Raw genomic sequence first — 20,463 nt, forward strand, 5'->3', positions numbered from 1 at the left:
ATTGCATCCATATGGTGTCCCCGATCGCCCATATGGACGCGATATGGAGCCAATGTGACTTTCATGTCCCCAATGCGTCCGCGTAGAGACCGTGTCCCCGATCAGACCGGATTCTTCCTCACCGTGGTCAGCACACCGCTGGCCAGCCAAACCCGTGAGAGGAGAAATCCGTGATGGACGCGAAGAAAGAACTGACGATCGAAGAGAAACTGGACCTAATTCGGAGCCGGGCCGTCCGCTTTGGACTGAAACGGCACGACCTTGAAGATGCCGTTCAGGACGTCACCATCGACTTGCTCGAATTCACTCCAGATCCCGAAAAGATGAACGGTGCCAGCGAATCGACGGTTCTCATTGCCGTCATTGATCGTCGGCTGATGGAGTGGCTCAGAACGCAGAAACGCTATCAGGACTTGGTCGATCGTTGCGGTGCCATGCTGCCTTCTGATGACGTGTTGCTTTCGGAAAGCAGCATTGAAGCGAGTGATACGGCTCTGGACGTCGCCACTGTGCTGGCGGGTCTGCCTGAGTTCGAAAGGCAGGTCGGTCAGATGCTTTCCGAGGGGCACAACGCCACGTCGATCGCACGTGAACTGGGAGTCAAACGCCCATTCGTCTGCGAGGCCATGACCGCGATTCGCGAGCGGTTCACCAGCGCGGGACTCGGCGGCGAGGAACTCGCATGAACGAGTTCAACGACATCGCGAATGCTGCTTCGTCCGGCGGCGACATGACTGGATTCTCGTCGCCGGATGAGCCAGGACTGTGTGCCCCCGTGCCGATCCGCCGGCCATTGTCCCTCGCCTGGGTTTCGGACGAGTTGATCGCCGAAACCCGGCGGCTTTGGTCGGCCCGGTACGGTCGCGAGATCTCGGTGGATGAAGCCATCGAGATCCTGCAGAACGTCAAACGATTCGCCGAAATGCTGATGGAAAGGAGCGAGGAATGAACGTGTTGATCTGGGCCCGTGTCTCCTCACGGGAGCAACGGGAGGGGTATTCGATCGACGCCCAGTTGCGGGCCAACCGCGAGCGGGCGCAGAAGAACGGGTGGACAATTGTCCGTGAGTTTTCGGTGGCCGAATCCGCCAAGCGCGGAGCCGAGCGGATCGCCTTCAACCAGATGATTGACTGGGTGAAGGCCAACGCGAAACGGGAAAACCTGCGGGCGATCCTGAGCCACAAGCTCGATCGCGTCTGCCGCAACATGCGGGACGCGGTGCGGATGCAGGAACTCGAGGACAAGTATGGGGTCTCGCTGGCGTTCGTCGAAAACCAGTTCGGCCCCGGTCCGGCGGGCGCGTTGTCATTCAACGTGATGGCCGCTGTGGCCCAGTACTACAGCGACAATCTCCGAACGGAAGTCCTGAAGGGGATCGACGAACGAGCGAAACAGGGCTGGCAACACAGCCGGGCGCCGTTCGGGTATGTGAACGTGAAGGAAGATCGTGACGAGCCGATCCAGCCTCATCCGGTGAACTCGAAAGCCGTGATGCGGCTGTTCGAGTTATACTCCTCCGGACGGCACACGTTCGAATCGGTCGGCCAAGTGCTGGCGGACGAGGGATTTGTCTTTCGACCGTCCGCGCCGAAGTTCCACCGGACAGCGGTATCGTACATCCTCAACAACCGGTTCTACATCGGCGAGATTCGGCGGGGGAGCAACCATTATCTGGGGCGACATCAGCCGCTGATCGACCGCGCGATGTTCCAGGTTTGCCAAGATCTCCTCAGCGGAAAGAACCGCCGGGCGACGCCGCAGGTGAATTTGCCTCTTTCCGGCGGACTGTTCACCTGCCAGTATTGCGGGGCATTCATCACCGGCGAACGGATCAAACGCAAGCTCAAAGGCGGCGGGGTACGTCCGCACGACTATTACCGCTGTGCGAACAACTATCCTGACGACGATCACCCGACAGTTCGTTGGCGGGGAGACGACTTCGAAGAGGCGATCATTGCCGACCTTGCGAAGTTCAAGATGCCCGACGACGAAGTCGCCGAGTGGTTCCGCACCTCGCTGCAGACAGCGTTCACCGACATCAGCGACCTGCAACGCAACCAGTGGATTGCCCAGACCAAACGCCGCAGCGAACTGATCGCGATGAACGATCGGCTCCTGAACGCGTTCCTGACCGGGGCGATCGACGAGGCGACGTTCAACGCCAAACAGGCCGCTCTGCGCGATGAACTGGCAGTGCTCGAAGCCTCTCTGGCCCGGGTGGCCACGGCCGAACCGGCGGACGTCCGGGCCGCCCTGGCGGTCTTCGAGTTTTCTCAGAAAATCCCGGAAATCTGGCGCGGTTCAAAGATGCTTGAAAAACGACGGATTCTCGAAACGGTATCTTTGAACCGACGACTCGGCGACGTAAGTCTTGACCTGGAAAAGAGAAAACCGTTTGACGAACTCGCCAAACGGCTCGAAATCCAGTTAAGTCGGGATGACAGGATTTGAACCTGCGGCCTCTACGTCCCGAACGTAGCGCTCTAGCCAAGCTGAGCTACATCCCGTGTTGTAATCTCTTTAACAGCCCATGGTTCCGAAATTTCGTCTCGGGCGACGAACGGCTTCCCAAATTGGCTGCAAAAATCTACCAGATGAGGAGAATCGTTGCCAGTCCGTCTTTCTTCGAGTTTTACCGGCTGAAATTGGCGGTTGAATTCTCTCGGTCTGGCCGAGCTGTCGGGAATGGAAAGTCCGGGAGGCTGTTTGGAGGGCATGGGCGAGGAAGATTTTTTGTTGTTTCTAGATTCTCCCACACCAGTTGCAATCAAACTGTAAACTCGGCGCTCCCTGGATGTGAACTTGTCTGGAGTTTGCCGTTTCATGAGTCATTCCCGCCCCACTGGACGTCCCGCAAATCGATTGGCTGGGGAGACCAGTCCGTATCTGCAGCAACATGCCTACAACCCGGTAGACTGGTTTCCCTGGGGGGAGGAGGCGTTTGAGAAAGCGAAGCGGGAAGACAAACCGATCTTTCTCTCGGTCGGGTACAGTGCCTGTCACTGGTGCCATGTGATGGAGCGGGAGAGTTTTGAGAACGAGGAGATCGCCCGCTTTCTCAACGAGCATTATGTCTCAATCAAGGTCGATCGCGAAGAACGGCCGGACGTTGATCAGATTTACATGTCTGCCGTGCAGCTGATTACCCGACGGGGCGGTTGGCCAATGTCCGTGTTCCTCACTCCGGAGTCCAAGCCGTTTTATGGGGGGACCTATTGGCCCCCAAGGTCGTCAATGGGGATGCCCGGCTTTCTGGACATCCTGAAGAAGTTGCAGAACTACTGGTCGAGTAAACGGGATGAAGTGGAGACGAGTGCGGATCAACTCGTGGAAGCGATTCATGGTCTGGCCGCTCCATTGTTTGAGGAAGTTGACCTGAGCGAAGAGACGCTGCGTCAGGCAACTCGGGATCTGATCCAAAGTGCCGACCGGATACAGGGCGGGTTCGGTTCGGCCCCAAAGTTTCCTCACCCGATGGATCTCAGGGTGCTGCTCCGGGGCTGGGACCGTTTTGGCGATGAGGATGCCCTGAACGTTGTGCGGTTGACTCTGACAAAAATGGCCCGCGGTGGAATTTATGATCACCTGGGAGGCGGCTTCCACCGCTATTCGACCGACGCCCGCTGGCTGGTGCCGCATTTCGAAAAAATGCTGTACGACAACGCTCTTCTGGTACCGGCTTATCTGGAGATGTTCCAGTGCACGCAGGAGACGTTCTTCGCTCAGGTGGCTCGCGAGACTCTGGACTACGTGCTTCGCGAGATGACCTCTCCCGAAGGAGGATTTTACAGCACGCAGGACGCCGACAGTGAAGGAGTGGAAGGGAAGTTCTTTGTCTGGACGGAAGCCGAAACCAGGGCCATTCTCGGTCCGGATGATGCTGCTGTGTTCAATGCATGCTATGACGTGAGTGCGCGAGGGAACTGGGAAGAACACTCCATCCTCAACCTGCCGCGTCCCCAGTCCGACGTCGCGAAATCGCTGCAGCTTGAGCCGGTTGAACTCGAACGGATTCTGTCCCGTTCCCGACAGAAACTGCTGGCAGCGCGGTCACGTCGCATCGCCCCGGGGCGGGACGAAAAGGTTCTGTCTGGTTGGAACGGGATGATGATCTCCGCGTTTGCCCAAGGAGCTTCTATTCTCAATCAGCCACAGTATCTGGAAGCGGCCCAGCGTGCCGCCGATTTTGTTCTCTCGCAGATGAAGAACGACCCTGGCGAACTGCTTCACTCTTACAAGGATGGTCGAGCGAGATTTCAGGGCTATGTGGACGACTATGCCTGCATGATTGACGGTCTGGTGGACCTGTTTCAAGCTGGCAGCGATCCCCAGTTTCTCGAAGCGGCAATTGAGCTCAGCGAGGATGCCATCCGGAGATTCCAAGATGACGAGATCGGAGGCTTCTTTTACACCGCCAATGATCATGAAGAGCTGATCACCCGGACAAAGGACTCGCAGGACAATGCGATCCCCTCTGGGAATGGAATGATGGCGACGGCACTGGCCCGTCTGGGGCGGATCACTGGACGTGGAGATCTGGAGGAGGCAGCCAGGAAGACACTGGCTGCGTTGAGTGGGCTTCTGGCAGAACACCCCCGCGCCAGCGGCCAGGCTTTGCTGGCACTCGATTTCCTGTTGGGCCCGACTAGTGAAGTGGTCATCGTGGATGCTGGAGACGGCAAAGCAGCTGCATTTCAAAACGAAGTCTGGAAACGGTTTCTGCCTCGCAAGGTCGTTGTCAGCTGGTCCGCGAACCGACCCGTTCCCCCCGTCCTGGAACTGCTCGAAGGGAAAACACAAACACCGCGTTCTCGATTTTATCTCTGCGAGCGTGGAGCGTGTCAGTCACCGTGCGAGTCCCCTTCCGAGGCCGCAAGCCAGATCGATGCGCTACGCCGAACCTGAAAATTCGTCAGAGGAATCGGCGCGAGCTTGAGAAATTTTCAAGGATTCTGGCTGATCGAGACGAACTTTCGCGACCGGTCCGATGTGAAGTTCAGAAGCGAAGCCAGCTCGAATTCGTGTTTCGAAGGTCGAGTTAAGTCGCTAAACTGACCGATCTTATCTTGGTTTTTCTGATTTGTTCCCGTCGCAACCTGAGCAAGCACCCGCAGCTTATATAGAAGCGGCCCCCCTTGCTTTGAGCACACCTTTCTGACACGAATTCGACATGCAACATCTTAAGATTTTCCAGGTTGAGCAGGCGGATCAATCGCTGATCGTGACGCCGCGAGGCGAAGGAAGTGCGTTTCGCTATCAGGACTTACATCTGGAAGCGAATGCGATTCGAGCACAGCTTTCCAATCCGCAGGTGCGGAATCTCATCATCGATCTCTCTCAGATGGAATACTTTGGATCGGAGTTCATTGGAGCACTGGTCTCGCTGTTGCGGGAAACGCGCACGCGGAAAGGAAAGGGATGCTTCTGTGCTGCCAGCCCACAAATGCTTCAGGTGCTGCAGAACATGAGTCTTTTCAAACTCTGGCCTCACTACGAAACCCGTGATGAGGCGAAGTCCGAACTGGCCGCTGTCGCTGGTTCGTGAGTGAAAAGTCGACACGTCGCCCGAGCCGATTCGGATCGGCGGACGTGAATGGTATTTTTTGAGTTTTGGTGGAATTGCGCTCGCACAATCGGAACGACCAGCATCACCGGCGTATGCCGAAGCAGATCTTCCGCAATGCAGAGCCACAAGTCGCCACCACAAAACAGTTTACACAACAAAGCTGCGGTTCCACTGCTGAGTTCGTTGACTCAAGTCGTCACCGGATCGTGACGATGAATCCCCTACGGGCGGCGGAAATGGATTTTCGCCGGCACCATTGAAACGGGGTGGAGTCTTCATGTCGCAGCAGGCGAATTCAAACCGCTTTCACCTTGGCTTCCTCCGGGTCGCTCTGACCGACCACGGATACGTCGGCGGTTTTCTGGTGACGAACCATTTCGGTCGTCCCCTCGAATTTCAGTGTACAACCCCCGTTCGTCCCAACCGGACGCAGGAGATTCTGTACGGACCAACGCTCGAACCGTTCATCTGTTCGGAACTGATCGGAAAGACGTTGTATGAGCGACTGGGAATTAAACCGCAGTTGATCATCGTCCAGCAGGAGAATCTGCTGGAACTGCGTCGCCAGATCGAAGTTCCGACGGGCTGCCTGATCGAATCGCCCGTCGCCACCAGCAACCTTCCGGATCAGACGCTCATCCAGATCGGTCGCCAGTCACTGCGGCTGCATTCCGAGTTTCCGGAAGATCTTCAGACTCTGGCCCCGTTGCAGTCCCGGATCCCCGCGGATGCCGATATGAGGGAACCGCTCGAACGGGTGGCGGACGCGCTGAAGGAAACGTTGAGGGCGGGTGCGGTCGCCTGACGTCGAGACACTGCTGTTGATTCAATAGGCAAGGATGCCCATGAGTTCCCAGTCCCCGGATTCCTCAAAGTCAACCTCTTCTCATGACGGAGATGCCGGCGGTGCGCGCACGGAACGTCAGGACTTTGACCTGAATGCCTGGAGACTCGATCTCGACTTCCTCACATCAGACCCTGCGAGCGCCAGCTGTGAACTGAAGCAGCCGGAGATTCATGTCACCGGGATGAACAGCGCCCTGAAACGGCTCGCTAACCCGGCGATTCAGGTGACGGATCTGCTGAGCCGTGCCGGCTTTGTCCCTCGCTGGAAACCGTTCTGGCCGAAGGTCAAAACGATCGGTTTTCCGTTCCCAGCCGGGATCGAATTTCTCCCTCAGAAGAACGAGGGAGAAAAGGAAGAGTCGCGACCGATTCAGCCACCGGCGCCCAAAACTCTCGCTCCCGATCAACAGCCGAAGAAATCGACTCGCATCAAGCCCCCCGCGAACGCGCTCTCCATCGAGGATCGGCTCTTTTACCTGTTGCAGCCGCCACTGGAATCGTGGCTGCGGGGACAGGAACTGGTCATGCCGTTCGAGCCGTTCCCGTACCAGTACGAAGGAATTGCGTGGCTCTTTTCCCAGCATGCCGCTCTGCTGGCGGATGAAATGGGGCTCGGCAAGACGATGCAGACGATTACTGCCCTGCGATTGCTGTTGCGTGCAGGTCAGGCGCGACGAGTGCTGCTGGTCTGCCCAAAGCCGCTCATTCCCAACTGGCAACGTGAGCTGAAGTTCTGGGCGGAAGAGATTCCGGTCAATACCGTTGAAGGGGACGGCAATCGCCGCAACATGATCTGGCAGATGCCCGGTTCCGCTGTGCTGCTCGCCAACTACGAACTGGTCGTACGGGACTTCCAGGCGATGAAGCCGGAAGAGATGCCGCACTTCGACCTGGTGGTGCTCGACGAAGCCCAGCGGATCAAGAACCGTGGCTCGAGTACTGCGCAGGTGATACACGGCATTCCTCGCAATCGCAGCCTGTGCCTGACCGGAACTCCGATCGAGAATCGTGCTGAAGAGCTGATTTCACTGTTCGAATTCATGGGGGTCATTCCGGCAAATTCCTCGCCGGATGTGCGGCAGCTCTCCAAGCTGAGTGAAGAATTCATTCTGCGTCGCACCAAAGACCTGGTGATGAAGGATATGCCACCCCGGCTCGACCGTGATGAAATCATCGACTTGAGCCCGGCTCAGCGGTCCGCCTACCAGATCGCGGAAAAGGAAGGGGTCGTCCAACTCAACAACATGGGCGATTCCATCACCGTGCAGCATGTGTTCGAGCTGGTGCTGCGACTCAAACAGATCTGCAATCTCGACCCGGTGACGGGCGAATCGTCCAAGCTGGACCGACTCATCGCGGATATGGAAGAAGTCTCCGCCTCGGGCGGGAAGGCGATTCTCTTCAGCCAGTGGACGAAAACGCTCGACTGGCTCGAAGAGCGAACCAGGCAGTTCGGATGCCTGAAGTATCACGGGGGAATTTCCACCCCCAAACGGGAACCGATCCTCCAGCAGTTCAAGGAAGACCCGACCAAGCATCTGATTCTGATGAGCTACGGAACCGGGGCGGTCGGACTGAATCTGCAGTTCGCCGGGTATGTGTTCCTTTACGACCGCTGGTGGAATCCGGCGATTGAAGACCAGGCCATCAACCGCGCTCACCGCATCGGTCAGAAGTCGCAGGTGATCGTCAGCCGCCTGATCTGCAAAGACACGATCGAAGAACGGATCGATCTGGTGCTGCGGCAGAAACGGGAACTGTTTCAACGCGTGCTGGGCGAGGCGGATAACGAAAACGCGTCGCTGAGCATGACCGCCAGCGAAATCTTCGGACTGTTCGATCTGCGGGCGAAGTCCGGAAACAAGACGAAGCTGCTGCGGCCCAAACCTTCCTCCGGAGACACCGCTGCCGCGTGATCCGACTCTGCGAGATTCGCCCGACCTCTGCCGGAACAGGTTTTGCCCCACTGAACCATTCAGCGTCCCAGGCTGTCTCCGGATGAAAAAAGTCCCCTCTCAAGACCGCACTCTGGACTGATCCGCCCCAGTGGCATAGAAAGAGAAGTTTCCCCTGCGTGTCCCAGCCGCCCCTCGTACAGGCGGCCACGCAAGAGAGACGTCAGCAGACAGCTGTCAGCATTCAGCGAATTCCTGTTGCAGGCCTGAGTGCGATTCTGTTTGTGCTGACCGAAGAAAGCAGACCGCTGAAAGCCCTTCCATGCAGATTCAACTTCCTGACGGCACCATTAAGGATTACCCGGCCGGCACCTCCGCTCTGGATGTCGCCAAGTCCATTGGCGAACGTCTGGCCAATGCCACCATTGCTGCCCAGGTCGATGGCGTGATTGTCGATGCCACCCGCCCACTGCAGGAAGTGAGCAGTCTCGATCCGATTCCGCTGCGTCTGCTGACCACCAAAGATGCACAGTCACTGGGAGTGTTGCGGCATTCCTGCGCCCACATCATGGCCCGCGCGGTGATGCGGCTGTACGACGGTGTGGGACTGGCATTCGGACCGACCACCGGCAACGGCTTCTATTACGACTTCGATCTGGAAACCCCGATTCGCGAAGAGGACTTCCCCCGCATCGAAGCGGAGATGGAAGAGATCGTCAAAGCAGCCGAGCCCTTCGAGCGGTTCCATCTGAACCGGGATGAAGCGATCAAGTTTGTCGGGGACCTCAAGCAGGAACTCAAGACCGAACATATTGAAACCGGTCTCAAGGATCATCCTTCCCTGAGCTTTTACCGTCAGGGGGAGTTTGTCGACCTGTGCCGCGGCCCGCACATTCCTGATGCTGGCCGCGTGAAAGCCTTCAAGCTGTTGAATGTTGCCGGGTCCTACTGGAAGGGGGACGCCAGTAACAAGCACCTGCAGCGACTCTACGGCACGGCCTTCTTCGACAAGAAGGAAATGCAGGCGTACCTCGATCAGGTGGAAGAGGCCAAGCGCCGCGATCATCGCGTGCTCGGCAAGCTTCATCACCTGTTCGCAATCTCCAACGAAGTCGGACAGGGACTCTGCCTGTGGTTGCCGAAGGGGGCCACGGTGCGTGCATTGCTGGAAGATTTCATTAAGCAGGAACTGTTGAAGCGGGGCTATCAACCGGTTTACTCGCCTCATGTGGGTCGAGCTGAACTGTACGAGACCAGCGGTCACTTCCCTTACTACCGCGATTCTCAGTTTGCTCCGATTTTCGGTCATCCCGCCGGCCAGCTCGTCGATCACTGGAAGCAATGCCTGGTCGCCGGGGAGTTGTCCGAGAAATTCGAAGTCGACTTTCTGGCAGCAGCCCAGGATCTGGGTTGCCCGTTCAACGACTACCCGAAAGCGGGCAACTCCGAAGACAAGCTCGCTTATCTGAAGAAGTGGGAGCAGTCTCAAGAGCGGTACCTCCTCAAGCCGATGAACTGCCCACATCACATCCAGATGTACAAGGCGCAGCCTCGCTCTTACCGCGACCTTCCGGTTCGTCTGGCTGAGTTCGGCACTGTCTATCGTCACGAGCAGTCTGGTGAGCTCAACGGGATGCTCCGCGTGCGCGGTCTGACTCAGGATGATGCTCACCTGTTCTGCACTCCCGAACAGGTTGAACAGGAATTCAAAGAGACTCTCGACCTCGTGAAATACGTGCTTTCGAGCGTCGGCCTGGAGGATTACCGGGTGCAGCTCTCCAAGCGCGACCCCGCATCCGATAAGTATGTCGGTTCCCCGGAGCTGTGGGATAATGCGGAAGCCACGCTGCGGAAAGTTCTGGTCGAAAGCGGATTGAACTTCACCGAGTGCGAAGGGGAGGCTGCGTTCTACGGACCGAAAGCCGACTTCATGGTGCGAGACGCCATCGGACGCGAATGGCAGCTCGGAACCGTCCAGCTCGACTACAATCTGCCGGAACGATTCAAGCTGGAGTATGTGGGAGCGGACAACGCCACGCATCGTCCCGTGATGATTCACCGGGCTCCATTCGGTTCGATGGAACGATTTGTCGGAATGCTCATCGAGCACTTCGCAGCTGCGTTCCCGCTGTGGCTGGCCCCGGAGCAGATTCGCATCCTCGGTCTCAACGACGACATGCTTCCGTACTGCGAAGAAGTCCAGAACCAGTTCCGTCAGGCCGGATTCCGCGTTTCAATCGATCGCCAGTCGGCCAACGTGAAGAAGAAGATTCGCGACGCGCAGCTGGAACTCATCCCGTATATGCTCGTGATCGGGCCCAAGGACAAGGAACAGGGTGGAGTCTCCGTCCGCGACCGGATTGAAGGAGACCTCGGGTTCATGACCGTGGCAGATGCGCTGGCGAAACTGCAGAGAGAACGCGACACCCTCGCCATTCGACAGGTTGTAAAATCGAGCTTCAGCGGCTTTGCATCCGGTGGAGATGAAGACGCGGCCACGGGCGATTATTAACGGCAATTTCCGTTTAGCCCCACACTTGAAGTGTGGGGCTAAATGTTCCTCTCGGAATTCTGCTATTGCCTGAAGTCTCTTCGCGGTGATAATACTACGGAGTGAAGGATGTCCGTGTTCATGAAGGACAACTTCCTTCGCTCCAAGAGTTTTCAACTGATTGGTGCGGGTGGACCCAAGATGGAACACCCCTCCGCGCTCTGTCCGTTCCTTTGGCAATTCAGCAGCTGGCCATGGACGGTTTTCCGTCCTCGCTCGCGGTCTTTCTCCCGGCCCTGCTCGCCTCTTTGCCGGTCTCCCGGGAGAAGCTGTCGCGACACCCGAGGAACATCTCCGCTCACGACCGGTTGCCGGTTTTGCTTTCCTGGAGGTAATTGTCATGACAACAGGACAAGCTCTACTCGCTCAGATTTCCTCCCGCCAGAACAAAGATCAGTTCCGGCATGATCATTGGCAGGGATCGTTCGCCGAATACCTGGATCTGGTCAAACACAAGCCAGCTGTCGCCCGGACCTCTTACCAGCGGATCTATGACATGATCCTGCAGGAAGGGACCTATCCGGTCGAAGGAACCAAAGACCAGATTCGCTACCGCTTCTTCGACGACCCGCATAACGACGGCGAAGACGCCATTTTCGGTCTGACGCACACCCTCATTGAACTGGTGAACGTCTTCCGTTCCGCAGCCTTGAAGTACGGAACTGAACGTCGCGTATTGCTGCTGCACGGACCGGTGGGAAGTTCGAAGTCCACCATCGCCCGTCTGCTCAAACGGGGTCTGGAACGCTACAGCCGCACGGAAGAAGGGGCTCTCTACACCTTCGGATGGAAGGAAGACGACGGCAGCATCACCTGGGATCCGATGAACTGCGAGCCGCTGCTTCTCATCCCCAATTCCGCCCGGGCCGAGTTGGCGGAGTTCCTCAACAAGGACCGCGACGACCACGGATACGATATTGAAATCGAAGGGCAGGTGTGCCCGCTGTCCCGCTGGTATTTTCAGGAACGGCTCGCCAAATTCGACGGCGACTGGACGAAAGTTCTGGAGACGGTCGTCTGCAAACGAGTCTTCCTGTCTGAGCAGGACCGGGTCGGGGTGGGCACATTCCAGCCCAAGGACGAAAAGAATCAGGACTCCACCGAACTGACCGGTGATATCAACTATCGCAAGATCGCGGAGTTCGGAACCGAATCCGATCCGCGCGCCTTCAACTTTGACGGCGAATTCAACGTCGCCAATCGAGGGATGATTGAATTCATTGAAGTCCTCAAGCTGGACGTGGCGTTTCTCTACGACCTGCTGGGGGCTTCACAGGAACACAAGATCAAGCCGAAGAAGTTCGCGCAGACCGACATCGACACGGTGATCATCGGTCATACCAACGAACCGGAATACCGGAAGCTGCAGTCCAACGAGTTCATGGAGGCACTGCGAGACCGGACCATCAAGATTGACGTTCCATACGTCACCACCCTCAATGAAGAAGTAAAAATCTACAACAAGAGCTATCACCCCAAACGGGTTCGCGGCAAGCACATCGCCCCGCATACCGTGGAAGTGGCAGCCATGTGGGCCGTCCTGACGCGGCTGGAAACACCTAAGCATCACGGGTTGACCCTGCTGCAGAAAATGAAGCTGTACAACGGAAAATCGCTCCCGGGCTTCACTGCAGAGAACATCAAACAGCTGCACAAGGAGGCCCGGCACGAGGGACTGGAAGGAATCTCACCCCGCTACGTGCAGGACAAGCTCTCCAACGCACTGGTCGTCAACACGACAGCGACGAGCCTGAACCCGTTCATGGTGATGAACGAGCTGGAAGCAGGGCTGCGGCACCATTCGCTCATCGGCAGTGAGGAACTTCGCGAGCACTACCGTCAGCTCATCTCGATCGTCAAGGATGAGTACACCGACATCGTCAAAAACGAAGTTCAGCGGGCGATCGCCGCCGATGAAGACGCCCTGACCCGGCTCTGCTCGAATTACATCGACAACGTGAAGGCCTACACCCAGCATGAAAAGGTGAAGAACCGCTTCACGGGGGATGACGAGCAGCCGGACGAGCGTCTGATGCGGTCGATCGAAGAAAAGATCGACATCCCGGAATCCCGCAAGGACGACTTCCGCCGGGAGATCATGAACTACATCGGAGCTCTCGCGATCGACGGCAAGACTTTCAACTACAAAACCAACGAGCGTCTGCAGAAGGCACTCGAGATGAAGCTCTTCGAAGATCAGAAAGACTCCATCAAACTGACCAGCCTCGTTTCGCAAGTCGTCGACAAGGACACGCAGGCCAAGATCGACATCGTGAAAAGCCGCCTGATCCGTACCTACGGGTACAACGAGGAATCCGCTACCGACGTGCTCCAGTACGTGGCGAGCATCTTTGCACGCGGCGATACGAAGGAGAACTGAGAGTTCGTTGAGTGAATCACCCAGAAGCCCGGTCATCCCGTGACCGGAAATTCGATGTGGAAGGATTTTCTGAACAGGGAACGGTAAAATTGAAAGAAGTGACCTCTCCTCGCAGCGATGGAAAAACAGTGCTCTGTTTTGAAACCGCTTCTGACACCGAACCGACGAAGTAAAACGATGTCCCGGGTGCCTCAAATTGGCGAAATTTCCTGGGAAAGGATGATCCGGGCCGTGGAGAAAGTCAAAGAGTGACTTCAGCGAACGGCAGCGGTGTTGGAATCGGCGCAGATCCCTTATGCGATAGCTGGCGGAAACGCGGTCGCAGCCTGGGTTTCGCGAGTGGATGAAGCGGCCGTCAGAAACACCCGCGACGTTGACATTCTGATTCGCCGCTCTGACTTACCCCGAGCGATTGCTGCGATGGAGCAAGCCGGGTTTCGTTACCGACACGTCGCCTCGATCGATATGTTCCTCGACGGCGAGGGGGCGACCGCCCGGGATGCTGTCCATGTGCTCTTTGCCCGCGAGAAAGTCGGGAGGAGTATGCCTGTCCCACTCCAGATGTTGATGAGTGCGATACAAGCGGGCCATTCCACGTTGTCGACATCGAAGCGCTGGTACGGATGTTATTGGTGTTCTATGACAGGGAGAGTCGAACTCACCTGCGGGACTTCATCGATGTCGGCCTGATCGACAGCGATTGGCCAGCATGGTTTCCGGAGTTGCTCCGTGAACGCTTGGAAGAACTGCTCGATCACCCCGAAGGGTAACTCTGTTTCCCGTTTTGATCAGCGCTGGGTATTATCCAGGTTGTAGAGATTGCCCAATCCATCCTTCGAGAACCCGAGATGTCGTTGAACGTAGAAGACGCCTACCAGGAGCGGTTGATCGCATGTCTTCCCGCCTCAAAAAGCTGGATCTGATCACTCACTAAGAACGTCGAATCAGTGCTCTTTTTCTTCGCAACGGACTGATCTGCTCGGCATTGAGTTGATCCCGCGCGGGAAATCGGTCATACCAGAGTTCATGCTTCGACTTTGATCTCTGAGGAATGACACGATGCGATCTCCCGATGTTTGCAGCTTTGCCGTCCTGGCCTCCTTTCTCGCAAGTGCAGGTGCTGCTTGTGCCGCTGACCCGGGGCCATTCGAGGTTCAGGTTCTCACTGTGGACCTGAATGAAGGCTGCGATGTCGCGGATTTCGACGGGGACGGTAAGCTGGACATCGTCGCTGGCCGGAACTGGTATCACAATCCGGACTGGACCGCGCGGCCTGTCCGCACGATCGAAGATCAGGGAGGTTACGTTCACTCCAACGGCGATTTTGCGTACGACGTCAACGGCGATGGCCGACCGGATGTGATCGCGGGAGATTTCTTTTCGACCGGGATTCACTGGTACGAAAACCCCGGAGCCGACCACATTCTCAAAGGGGGACTCTGGCCCAAGCATCTGCTCGTCGACACCGGGCTCGGGGCCAATGAAGGGACGCTCATGCAGGATCTGAACGGGGACGGCAAACCCGAGTGGATCACGAACTCCTGGGTCGGAACCAATCCCGTCGTCGCCTGGGAATTCGCAGCTGGAGAGAAAGGCCCCACCCTCACCCGCCACCTGCTGTCCGAGACCGGTCAGAAGCACGGTTTCGGGTTTGGTGACGTCAATAACGATGGCCGGATCGACATTCTCACGGGGGCTGGCTGGCTGGAGCATCCGGAAGGGGAGTCACTGGGCGGCCCCTGGAAGCTGCACACCGACTGGGATGAAAGCTGGAGCGTCCCGGTGCTGGTTCGGGACATCAACAAAGATGGCCGGAACGACATCATCATCGGAAACCCGCACGATTACGGGCTGTTCGTCTGGTACGCGGAAGAGCCTGCTGCCGATGGAAAACTTAACTTCCGTAAGGAAGTGATCGACAAGTCGTTTTCACAGCTGCACTGCCTGCATTTTGCAGACATGGACGGCGATGGCCGGGAAGACCTGATCACCGGCAAACGCGTGCGGGCGCATAACGGCGGCGACCCCGGGGCAGCGGAGCCTGCGATCGTCTGTTATTACACGATTGACGATGCCGGCAAATTCACCCGGCACACGATCAACGAGGGAATCGCCGGGATCGGTCTGCAGATCCGGACGGCTGACCTGGATGGGGACGGCGACCTCGACGTGATCGTCGCGGGCAAGGACGGGACGCAGATCCTGTGGAATCCGCTCAAATCTACCACCCCAACCGCCCGCTGAACGGCGGAATCCATCGCGTCATGTCGGCGGTTGGCCGCTGATCGAGGAAGGGTAAAATTCTATCAGATTCGACGGGGAGTGCATGGAACTGACTTGCGGAAAGGGAGTCGGCTGCGTGAAATACAGCCATCTTCTCCGTTCTGGATCATCCTTCTAAGGAAAATGCAATTTGGACACCGCAACGTCCCCCTGCGAAGTGCGGTCCCAGCGAGACTCCGTTACCGTCATCCTGCGGCCTGCCATCACACAGGCCAGCTGGGCGGATGTCGAAACTTTCGGCACTCAAGTCCGGACTGAGCTGGAAAAACGCAACGCCCCTGCCTGCCTCGTCGACCTTTCCCCGATGAACTACATGGGAAGCGCGATTGTCGCTTTGATTGTTCGCATCTGGAAGGTGGTGCAGTCGAAAGGGGGCAAGATGGTGGTGCTCTGTCCTCATCCTGCCGTCCTCGAGGTCATTCAGCTGGCGGGCCTGGACAAGGTTTGGACCATTACCCAGGAGCCCGAAACAGCTTCACGAAAGCTTGGGGTGCGGCCCGTTCAGCAAGAGCTGAGCAGGGAGTCCATCACAGCGGGCGCCCCTTCCCGGCACCGACTCCTGTTTTTCACGCTGGGTGCCGTGACGGCGTTACTCGTTCTGATGGGGGCCCTGGTCTACCTGGCGAATCGCTAGGGAGCGACCAAATCCGGTCTTCGATTGTGTGAAAGCGTCTGCCTGCAACTGTGTCTGATTGTTTCCCTCAATGAGTTTGCGGAACTGACATGCCCGAGTTTGACAAGGCCCCGACTCCCGTTCCCAATGGTCATCCCCCGCAGGACACCGCCAGTGCAGGCACGCCTCATGTGACGACTTCTGCACTCCCTCCGGAAGCCCGGCAACGGGCCCTGCAGGAAGAATTGTACAGCCTGCTCAGCGTGGTCGGAGCAGCTCCGTTGATCGAGCTGCTACTCGAACGCGCATTCGAGCTGGGCGCGACCGACATCCACCTCGATCCGCAGCGGGACGGCCTGCAGCTGCGGCTGCGACTCGATGGAATTCTGCACAACATCCTGAAGCTGGACAACCAGTACACACCGCAGGTCATCTCCCGCATCAAGTTGCTGGCCAACATGGACATCACCGAACGCCGATCGGCGCAGGATGGTCGGATCTCCAGCCAGACGCTGCGACATAATCGCGACGTCCGCGTCGGATCCGGACCGACAATCTACGGTGAGCGGGTCGTCATGCGGCTGATGTCGGACGACCAGCGATTCAACAACCTGGGCCAGCTGGGGATGACTCCCAGCCAGATCGAACAGGTCAGCCGAGGCATTCATTCCCCGTATGGGGTCGTTCTCAGCGTGGGCCCGGTCGGATGCGGAAAAAGCACGACCACCTACACCTGTTTGTCCGCACTGAACCACCCGCAGCGAAGTCTCGTCACGATTGAAGATCCGGTCGAACGCCGCATCGACGGGGTGAACCAGATTCAGGTTGATCCCCGGATTGAGTTCGGGTTTATCGAAGCGTTGCGAGGCGTCCTGCGGCAGGATCCCGACGTCATCATGGTGGGCGAAATCCGTGATGCTGAAACGGCTCATATCGCGATTCGAGCCGGACTGACCGGGACACGGGTGCTCAGCACGCTGCATGCGGGAGATACCGGATCCACGATCGACATGTTCCGCGAGTTCCAGATTCCCCGCATGTTCCTGGCCGATGCCGTTAAATGCATCGTCGCCCAGCGGCTGCTTCGCAAAGTCTGCGTGAAGGACCGTGAATATTACTCGCCGGATGCCGTCGCCAGAGAATTTTTGAAGCTGGATGAGGGTGAGCAGAATCAGGTGAGACTCGCGCGTGGCATTCCATCCGACGCCAATTTCCACACAGGATACTTCGGGCGAACCGGAGTGTTCGAAGTGATGTTTGTCGATGAGCAGATTCGCGACATGCTGCTGGGAGGGAAGCCCGGCCGAAGCATTTCCGATTACGCCCGAGCCAACGGGATGATTACGCTCGAAGAATCGGCCCGTGAGAAAGTCCTTGACGGAGTAACGTCGGTTGAAGAAGTCATCCGTGTGCTGATTTAGCCCCTGTCTCAGGGGAGTGTGGCCCCGCAAGGCTCACACGTCATAGCGTTCCATGAAATAGCACAGGCAGTCCTGTCGAATCACGCGCTGATCGAGCGTCAGCATGGATGGGAGCACACGTTTCTTCAGCCGCAGCGAATTTCCGACCACGCTGATGTATTCGGAATGAACATCTTCCCCCGCTTCGTTCAGGACCTGCAGCCGGGCGACTGAGTGAGGCGGGCGGCAGGCGATCTCCGCACCAGGCCCCACTTCACAGAAATTCATGTGATCAAGATTGGCAGGAAAGATCAGATCGGCAGGGTCGTCGGCAAAGCCCATGGAGACCTCTTCCGGGACCTTCACGGTCGCCACGGTATGAAACAGATGGGCGTCGCCCGCTGGCACCGGGTGATCAGGAATTTCCAACAGGTGCAGGCAGGCAAGGACCAGCTCGGCAGCACGGTCGACTCCGCTGGCATCCCCCACTTTGCCGCATTCGCAGGTGACCGAAGGGCAAATCTGCGAAAAGGCCATCGTCTGCACACCGCGAGGTCGAGTAAAGTAAACGACAGTGCGACTGAAGAGAGACGCCAGTTGGAGATGGCGATTCGCGGTGGAACAGATGCAGGCGTAGTGAGGATTGGTGCCGGTGTTGTTATGCAGGTCGAGACTCGCGAAGACGTCTCTGGCACGCATCTGCTCGACGATGCTGTGCATCATGATCAGCTCGGGTTCCACTTCGTGATCCGATCCGGGCCAGACACGGTTGTAGTCGACCTGCCCCGGCAGTCGCCGCAGTCCGTGCTTCGCAGCTGTCACGTTCCCGATAAACAGACTCAACGCTCGGGGGAGTTGCTGCGATTCCAGCCTTCGCAGCACCTGCTGAATTGCCTTGAGACCGACATCTTCATTGCCGTGCAACAGCAACGATACAAACAGAGGCTCTGGGCGAAGCCCCGGAAGATGCACGAGTGTTGGCCGAGGGAAGACGCTTTCAATCTCCGCAGCGGAGACGTTCAGAAAGTCCGGAGGAAGACAGTCTCGAATATCAAACATCATGTTTCTAGACCAGTTTGGTCTATCATGTGCAGGCGATTCAGGACCATCACCGCATGAAAGTCCATATTATCGCCTGCGGAACGTAATAGATTATTCGCAAAACCGCTCTAAATAGCGTTGCGAGCGAGAGACGTCAGTCTCCCGATGAACAATCGACGCAGTATCGGGAGACTGACGTCTCCCGCTCGCCGATTGAAATCAGACTTCCCATTCGTGCACCGGCCGTCCCTCCTTCTGCAAAGCCGAATAAGTCCGGGTCAGTGCCGGCAGATTCCGTCCGTACTTCTCTGCGAACTTCACCTGCCAGACGGCCCCGTTCTGACCGCATTGCACCCGCTTCTCGATAATTTCGAGATAACGGCCGATGTCCCGGAAGTCAATGTTCAGCGACTGCAGTCCAGTTCGCGCCGCTGGAAGCAGATGTTCCCAGATCAGCTCCGGCAAGGAGAGTGTTTCTCCGTTGATCCACGTCTGCTCCGCATTGATTCCAGAACGGGCGGCTTGCTGAAAATTTTGCTCTGCCTTCTCGAATGGAAAAGTCGATTCTGGAGCTGAGGGGTGCGTGGCGAGCCAGTGAATCAGCCCCGTGGCGAATGCGATATTCGCGAGCATATCGATGAGGGTAGGACCTGCCGGCATGACTCGGTGTTCGATCCGCAGGTGAGGCTGTCCGTTTTCGTCGAAGCCGACAAGCGGCCGGTTCCAACGCCAGATCGTGCCATTGTGCAGTCGCAGATGTGGCAGCATCTCGACCGGCTCATCCACTTCAATGGGAAGCAGGACCGGATGACAGGACCTGTTCTCCAGAAAGAACTCTTCAAGGCTGTCCATGGCGTACCCGCTGCCAAAGTGCACACGCGGGAACGGCCCCCCCAGCTCGACCGAGGACTCGAACAGCGGAATACGGCTTTCCGCCCAGCAATGCTTTCCGAACAGAAATGGTGAGTTGGCTGAAACTCCGAGCACCGGTCCGGAAGCAATGACGGCAGCGTTGTAGTAGCGGACAGCCTGGGCCAGCGGAACCTGATAATGCACCTGCAGTGATGTGGCTGCTGCTTCGAGCATCACATCATCATGTTCCAGCGAGAGCAGCTCTTCCCCGGGAATGTGAATCCGGATCGGGCGTCCGCGTCTCAGTCGCCGCACCTGCTCATTCAGGGCTCGAAACCGACTCATTTCTGACATCGTAGCCAGCGAGAGGTCTTTCGATTCAATCGTGGGGAGCACGCCGATCGCCACCAGCGACATCTCCATCTGTCGTGCAACCAATTCCGCAGCCTTCCAGGTCTCCCCGAGATCCCGTTCCAGCGCAGAGAGCCCCACCGACGTCAGCGGCTGATGAGGAACGTTGAATTCGACATTGAACTGTGACAACTCTGGAACGACGTCCGGCAGGCCCACGCGGTCTAAGAATTCGGAGTTGCGAGGCTGAGGCTCCCCCAGCAGATTGGTCAGCCACATCTCCAGTTCCAGCCCGATGCAAGGAGGCGCTGAGGAGAATCTCCCGGTTCTGAAGTATTCATGCAGCAGGGCCATCTCCGTCACCATCCGCCGTTCGAAGCGGTGGAAATCGGCATGCTGAAAATGGCTGGCGGAAATCTCTCGCCCCATGACGAGTCCCCCCTGGTGTCCATTGAACTGTCCGAACTCATTGAGGTCAGGCATTTTGCAATGAGCTCCAACCCAGTGAAACTCGTTTCCCGGCCTCCATTGCAGTCTCCCACAGAACTGACATCGGGCAAGACCGATGTGACGGGATTGAGTTCCGACGTTTCCGTTGGTGCTGAAGGAATTGGATCAGACAATTTGGATATTTTAGAAGAAGTGGGAGTTCTTGAGTTTTTCTGTTGACGGCGGTCGAAATTCT

The 20,463-nt window shown here is 57.4% G+C and carries 16 protein-coding genes and 1 tRNA gene; 13 read left to right on the forward strand and 4 right to left on the reverse strand.

Features of this window, described 5'->3' with window-relative positions; genetic code table 11:
• The first annotated feature begins 173 nt into the window (after positions 1–173).
• Genes SH661x_RS21970 through SH661x_RS21980 form a run of 3 tightly spaced genes read left to right on the forward strand, consistent with a single transcriptional unit; the run spans position 174 to position 2,451 of the window.
• Positions 174–686: a sigma-70 family RNA polymerase sigma factor gene (locus tag SH661x_RS21970; RefSeq protein ID WP_437226074.1), complete on the forward strand. Its 513-nt coding sequence runs from the start codon at positions 174–176 to the stop codon at positions 684–686.
• Positions 683–949, forward strand: coding sequence for a hypothetical protein (locus SH661x_RS21975; protein WP_437226076.1), 267 nt, complete (start codon positions 683–685; stop codon positions 947–949). The genes SH661x_RS21970 and SH661x_RS21975 overlap by 4 nt, the downstream gene beginning before the upstream one ends.
• Positions 946–2,451, forward strand: a complete 1,506-nt coding sequence (locus SH661x_RS21980; protein WP_437226078.1) for a recombinase family protein — start codon at positions 946–948, stop codon at positions 2,449–2,451. The genes SH661x_RS21975 and SH661x_RS21980 overlap by 4 nt, the downstream gene beginning before the upstream one ends.
• Here the strand turns inward: SH661x_RS21980 and SH661x_RS21985 are convergent.
• Positions 2,433–2,507 (reverse strand) — tRNA-Pro (locus SH661x_RS21985). The two genes, SH661x_RS21980 and SH661x_RS21985, sit on opposite strands and share 19 nt — an antisense overlap.
• Before the next feature lie 316 nt (positions 2,508–2,823).
• Between SH661x_RS21985 and SH661x_RS21990 the strand changes: the two genes are divergently transcribed.
• The 6 genes from SH661x_RS21990 (at position 2,824) to SH661x_RS22015 (ending at position 13,238) form a co-directional block, all read left to right on the forward strand.
• The gene (locus SH661x_RS21990) at positions 2,824–4,905 is read left to right on the forward strand and encodes a thioredoxin domain-containing protein (protein WP_437226080.1); all 2,082 of its coding nucleotides are present in this window, start codon (positions 2,824–2,826) and stop codon (positions 4,903–4,905) included.
• Positions 4,906–5,170: 265 nt separating this feature from the next.
• Positions 5,171–5,545 carry an STAS domain-containing protein gene (locus SH661x_RS21995; RefSeq protein ID WP_437226082.1) on the forward strand — a complete coding sequence of 125 codons (375 nt, stop codon included), beginning with the start codon at positions 5,171–5,173 and terminating at the stop codon, positions 5,543–5,545.
• Between the two features lie 298 nt (positions 5,546–5,843).
• Positions 5,844–6,371 carry a hypothetical protein gene (locus tag SH661x_RS22000; RefSeq protein ID WP_437226084.1) on the forward strand — a complete coding sequence of 176 codons (528 nt, stop codon included), beginning with the start codon at positions 5,844–5,846 and terminating at the stop codon, positions 6,369–6,371.
• A gap of 40 nt (positions 6,372–6,411) precedes the next feature.
• A complete protein-coding gene (locus SH661x_RS22005; RefSeq protein ID WP_437226086.1) occupies positions 6,412–8,328 on the forward strand; it encodes a DEAD/DEAH box helicase in 1,917 nt (638 codons plus the stop codon).
• A 301-nt stretch (positions 8,329–8,629) separates the two neighbouring features.
• Positions 8,630–10,819 carry a threonine--tRNA ligase gene (gene thrS, locus SH661x_RS22010; protein WP_437226088.1) on the forward strand — a complete coding sequence of 730 codons (2,190 nt, stop codon included), beginning with the start codon at positions 8,630–8,632 and terminating at the stop codon, positions 10,817–10,819.
• Positions 10,820–11,198: 379 nt separating this feature from the next.
• A complete protein-coding gene (locus SH661x_RS22015; RefSeq protein WP_437226090.1) occupies positions 11,199–13,238 on the forward strand; it encodes a PrkA family serine protein kinase in 2,040 nt (679 codons plus the stop codon).
• Positions 13,239–13,637: 399 nt separating this feature from the next.
• Here the strand turns inward: SH661x_RS22015 and SH661x_RS22020 are convergent, their stop codons facing one another.
• Positions 13,638–13,829 (reverse strand): hypothetical protein, encoded by a 192-nt coding sequence (locus tag SH661x_RS22020; RefSeq protein ID WP_437226092.1) that lies wholly within the window; start codon positions 13,827–13,829, stop codon positions 13,638–13,640.
• 32 nt (positions 13,830–13,861) lie between these two features.
• On the opposite strand from SH661x_RS22020, the gene SH661x_RS22025 reads away from it, so the two are divergent.
• The 4 genes from SH661x_RS22025 (at position 13,862) to SH661x_RS22040 (ending at position 17,555) form a co-directional block, all read left to right on the forward strand.
• The gene (locus tag SH661x_RS22025; RefSeq protein WP_437226094.1) at positions 13,862–14,008 is read left to right on the forward strand and encodes a hypothetical protein; all 147 of its coding nucleotides are present in this window, start codon (positions 13,862–13,864) and stop codon (positions 14,006–14,008) included.
• Between the two features lie 289 nt (positions 14,009–14,297).
• Positions 14,298–15,482, forward strand: coding sequence for an FG-GAP repeat domain-containing protein (locus SH661x_RS22030; protein ID WP_437226096.1), 1,185 nt, complete (start codon positions 14,298–14,300; stop codon positions 15,480–15,482).
• Positions 15,483–15,651: 169 nt separating this feature from the next.
• The gene (locus SH661x_RS22035; RefSeq protein ID WP_437226098.1) at positions 15,652–16,155 is read left to right on the forward strand and encodes an STAS domain-containing protein; all 504 of its coding nucleotides are present in this window, start codon (positions 15,652–15,654) and stop codon (positions 16,153–16,155) included.
• An 89-nt stretch (positions 16,156–16,244) separates the two neighbouring features.
• Positions 16,245–17,555 (forward strand): GspE/PulE family protein, encoded by a 1,311-nt coding sequence (locus SH661x_RS22040; protein WP_437226100.1) that lies wholly within the window; start codon positions 16,245–16,247, stop codon positions 17,553–17,555.
• Positions 17,556–17,588: 33 nt separating this feature from the next.
• Here SH661x_RS22040 and SH661x_RS22045 read toward each other — a convergent pair whose 3' ends face one another.
• Together SH661x_RS22045 and SH661x_RS22050 are read right to left on the reverse strand one after the other, a co-directional pair.
• A complete protein-coding gene (locus tag SH661x_RS22045; protein ID WP_437226102.1) occupies positions 17,589–18,596 on the reverse strand; it encodes a M14 family metallopeptidase in 1,008 nt (335 codons plus the stop codon).
• Positions 18,597–18,794: 198 nt separating this feature from the next.
• Positions 18,795–20,261 (reverse strand): glutamate--cysteine ligase, encoded by a 1,467-nt coding sequence (locus SH661x_RS22050; protein ID WP_437226104.1) that lies wholly within the window; start codon positions 20,259–20,261, stop codon positions 18,795–18,797.
• Positions 20,262–20,463: the final 202 nt, after the last annotated feature.

It is taken from the genome of Planctomicrobium stercoris, from assembly GCF_051465655.1.
Classification (GTDB): domain Bacteria; phylum Planctomycetota; class Planctomycetia; order Planctomycetales; family Planctomycetaceae; genus Planctomicrobium.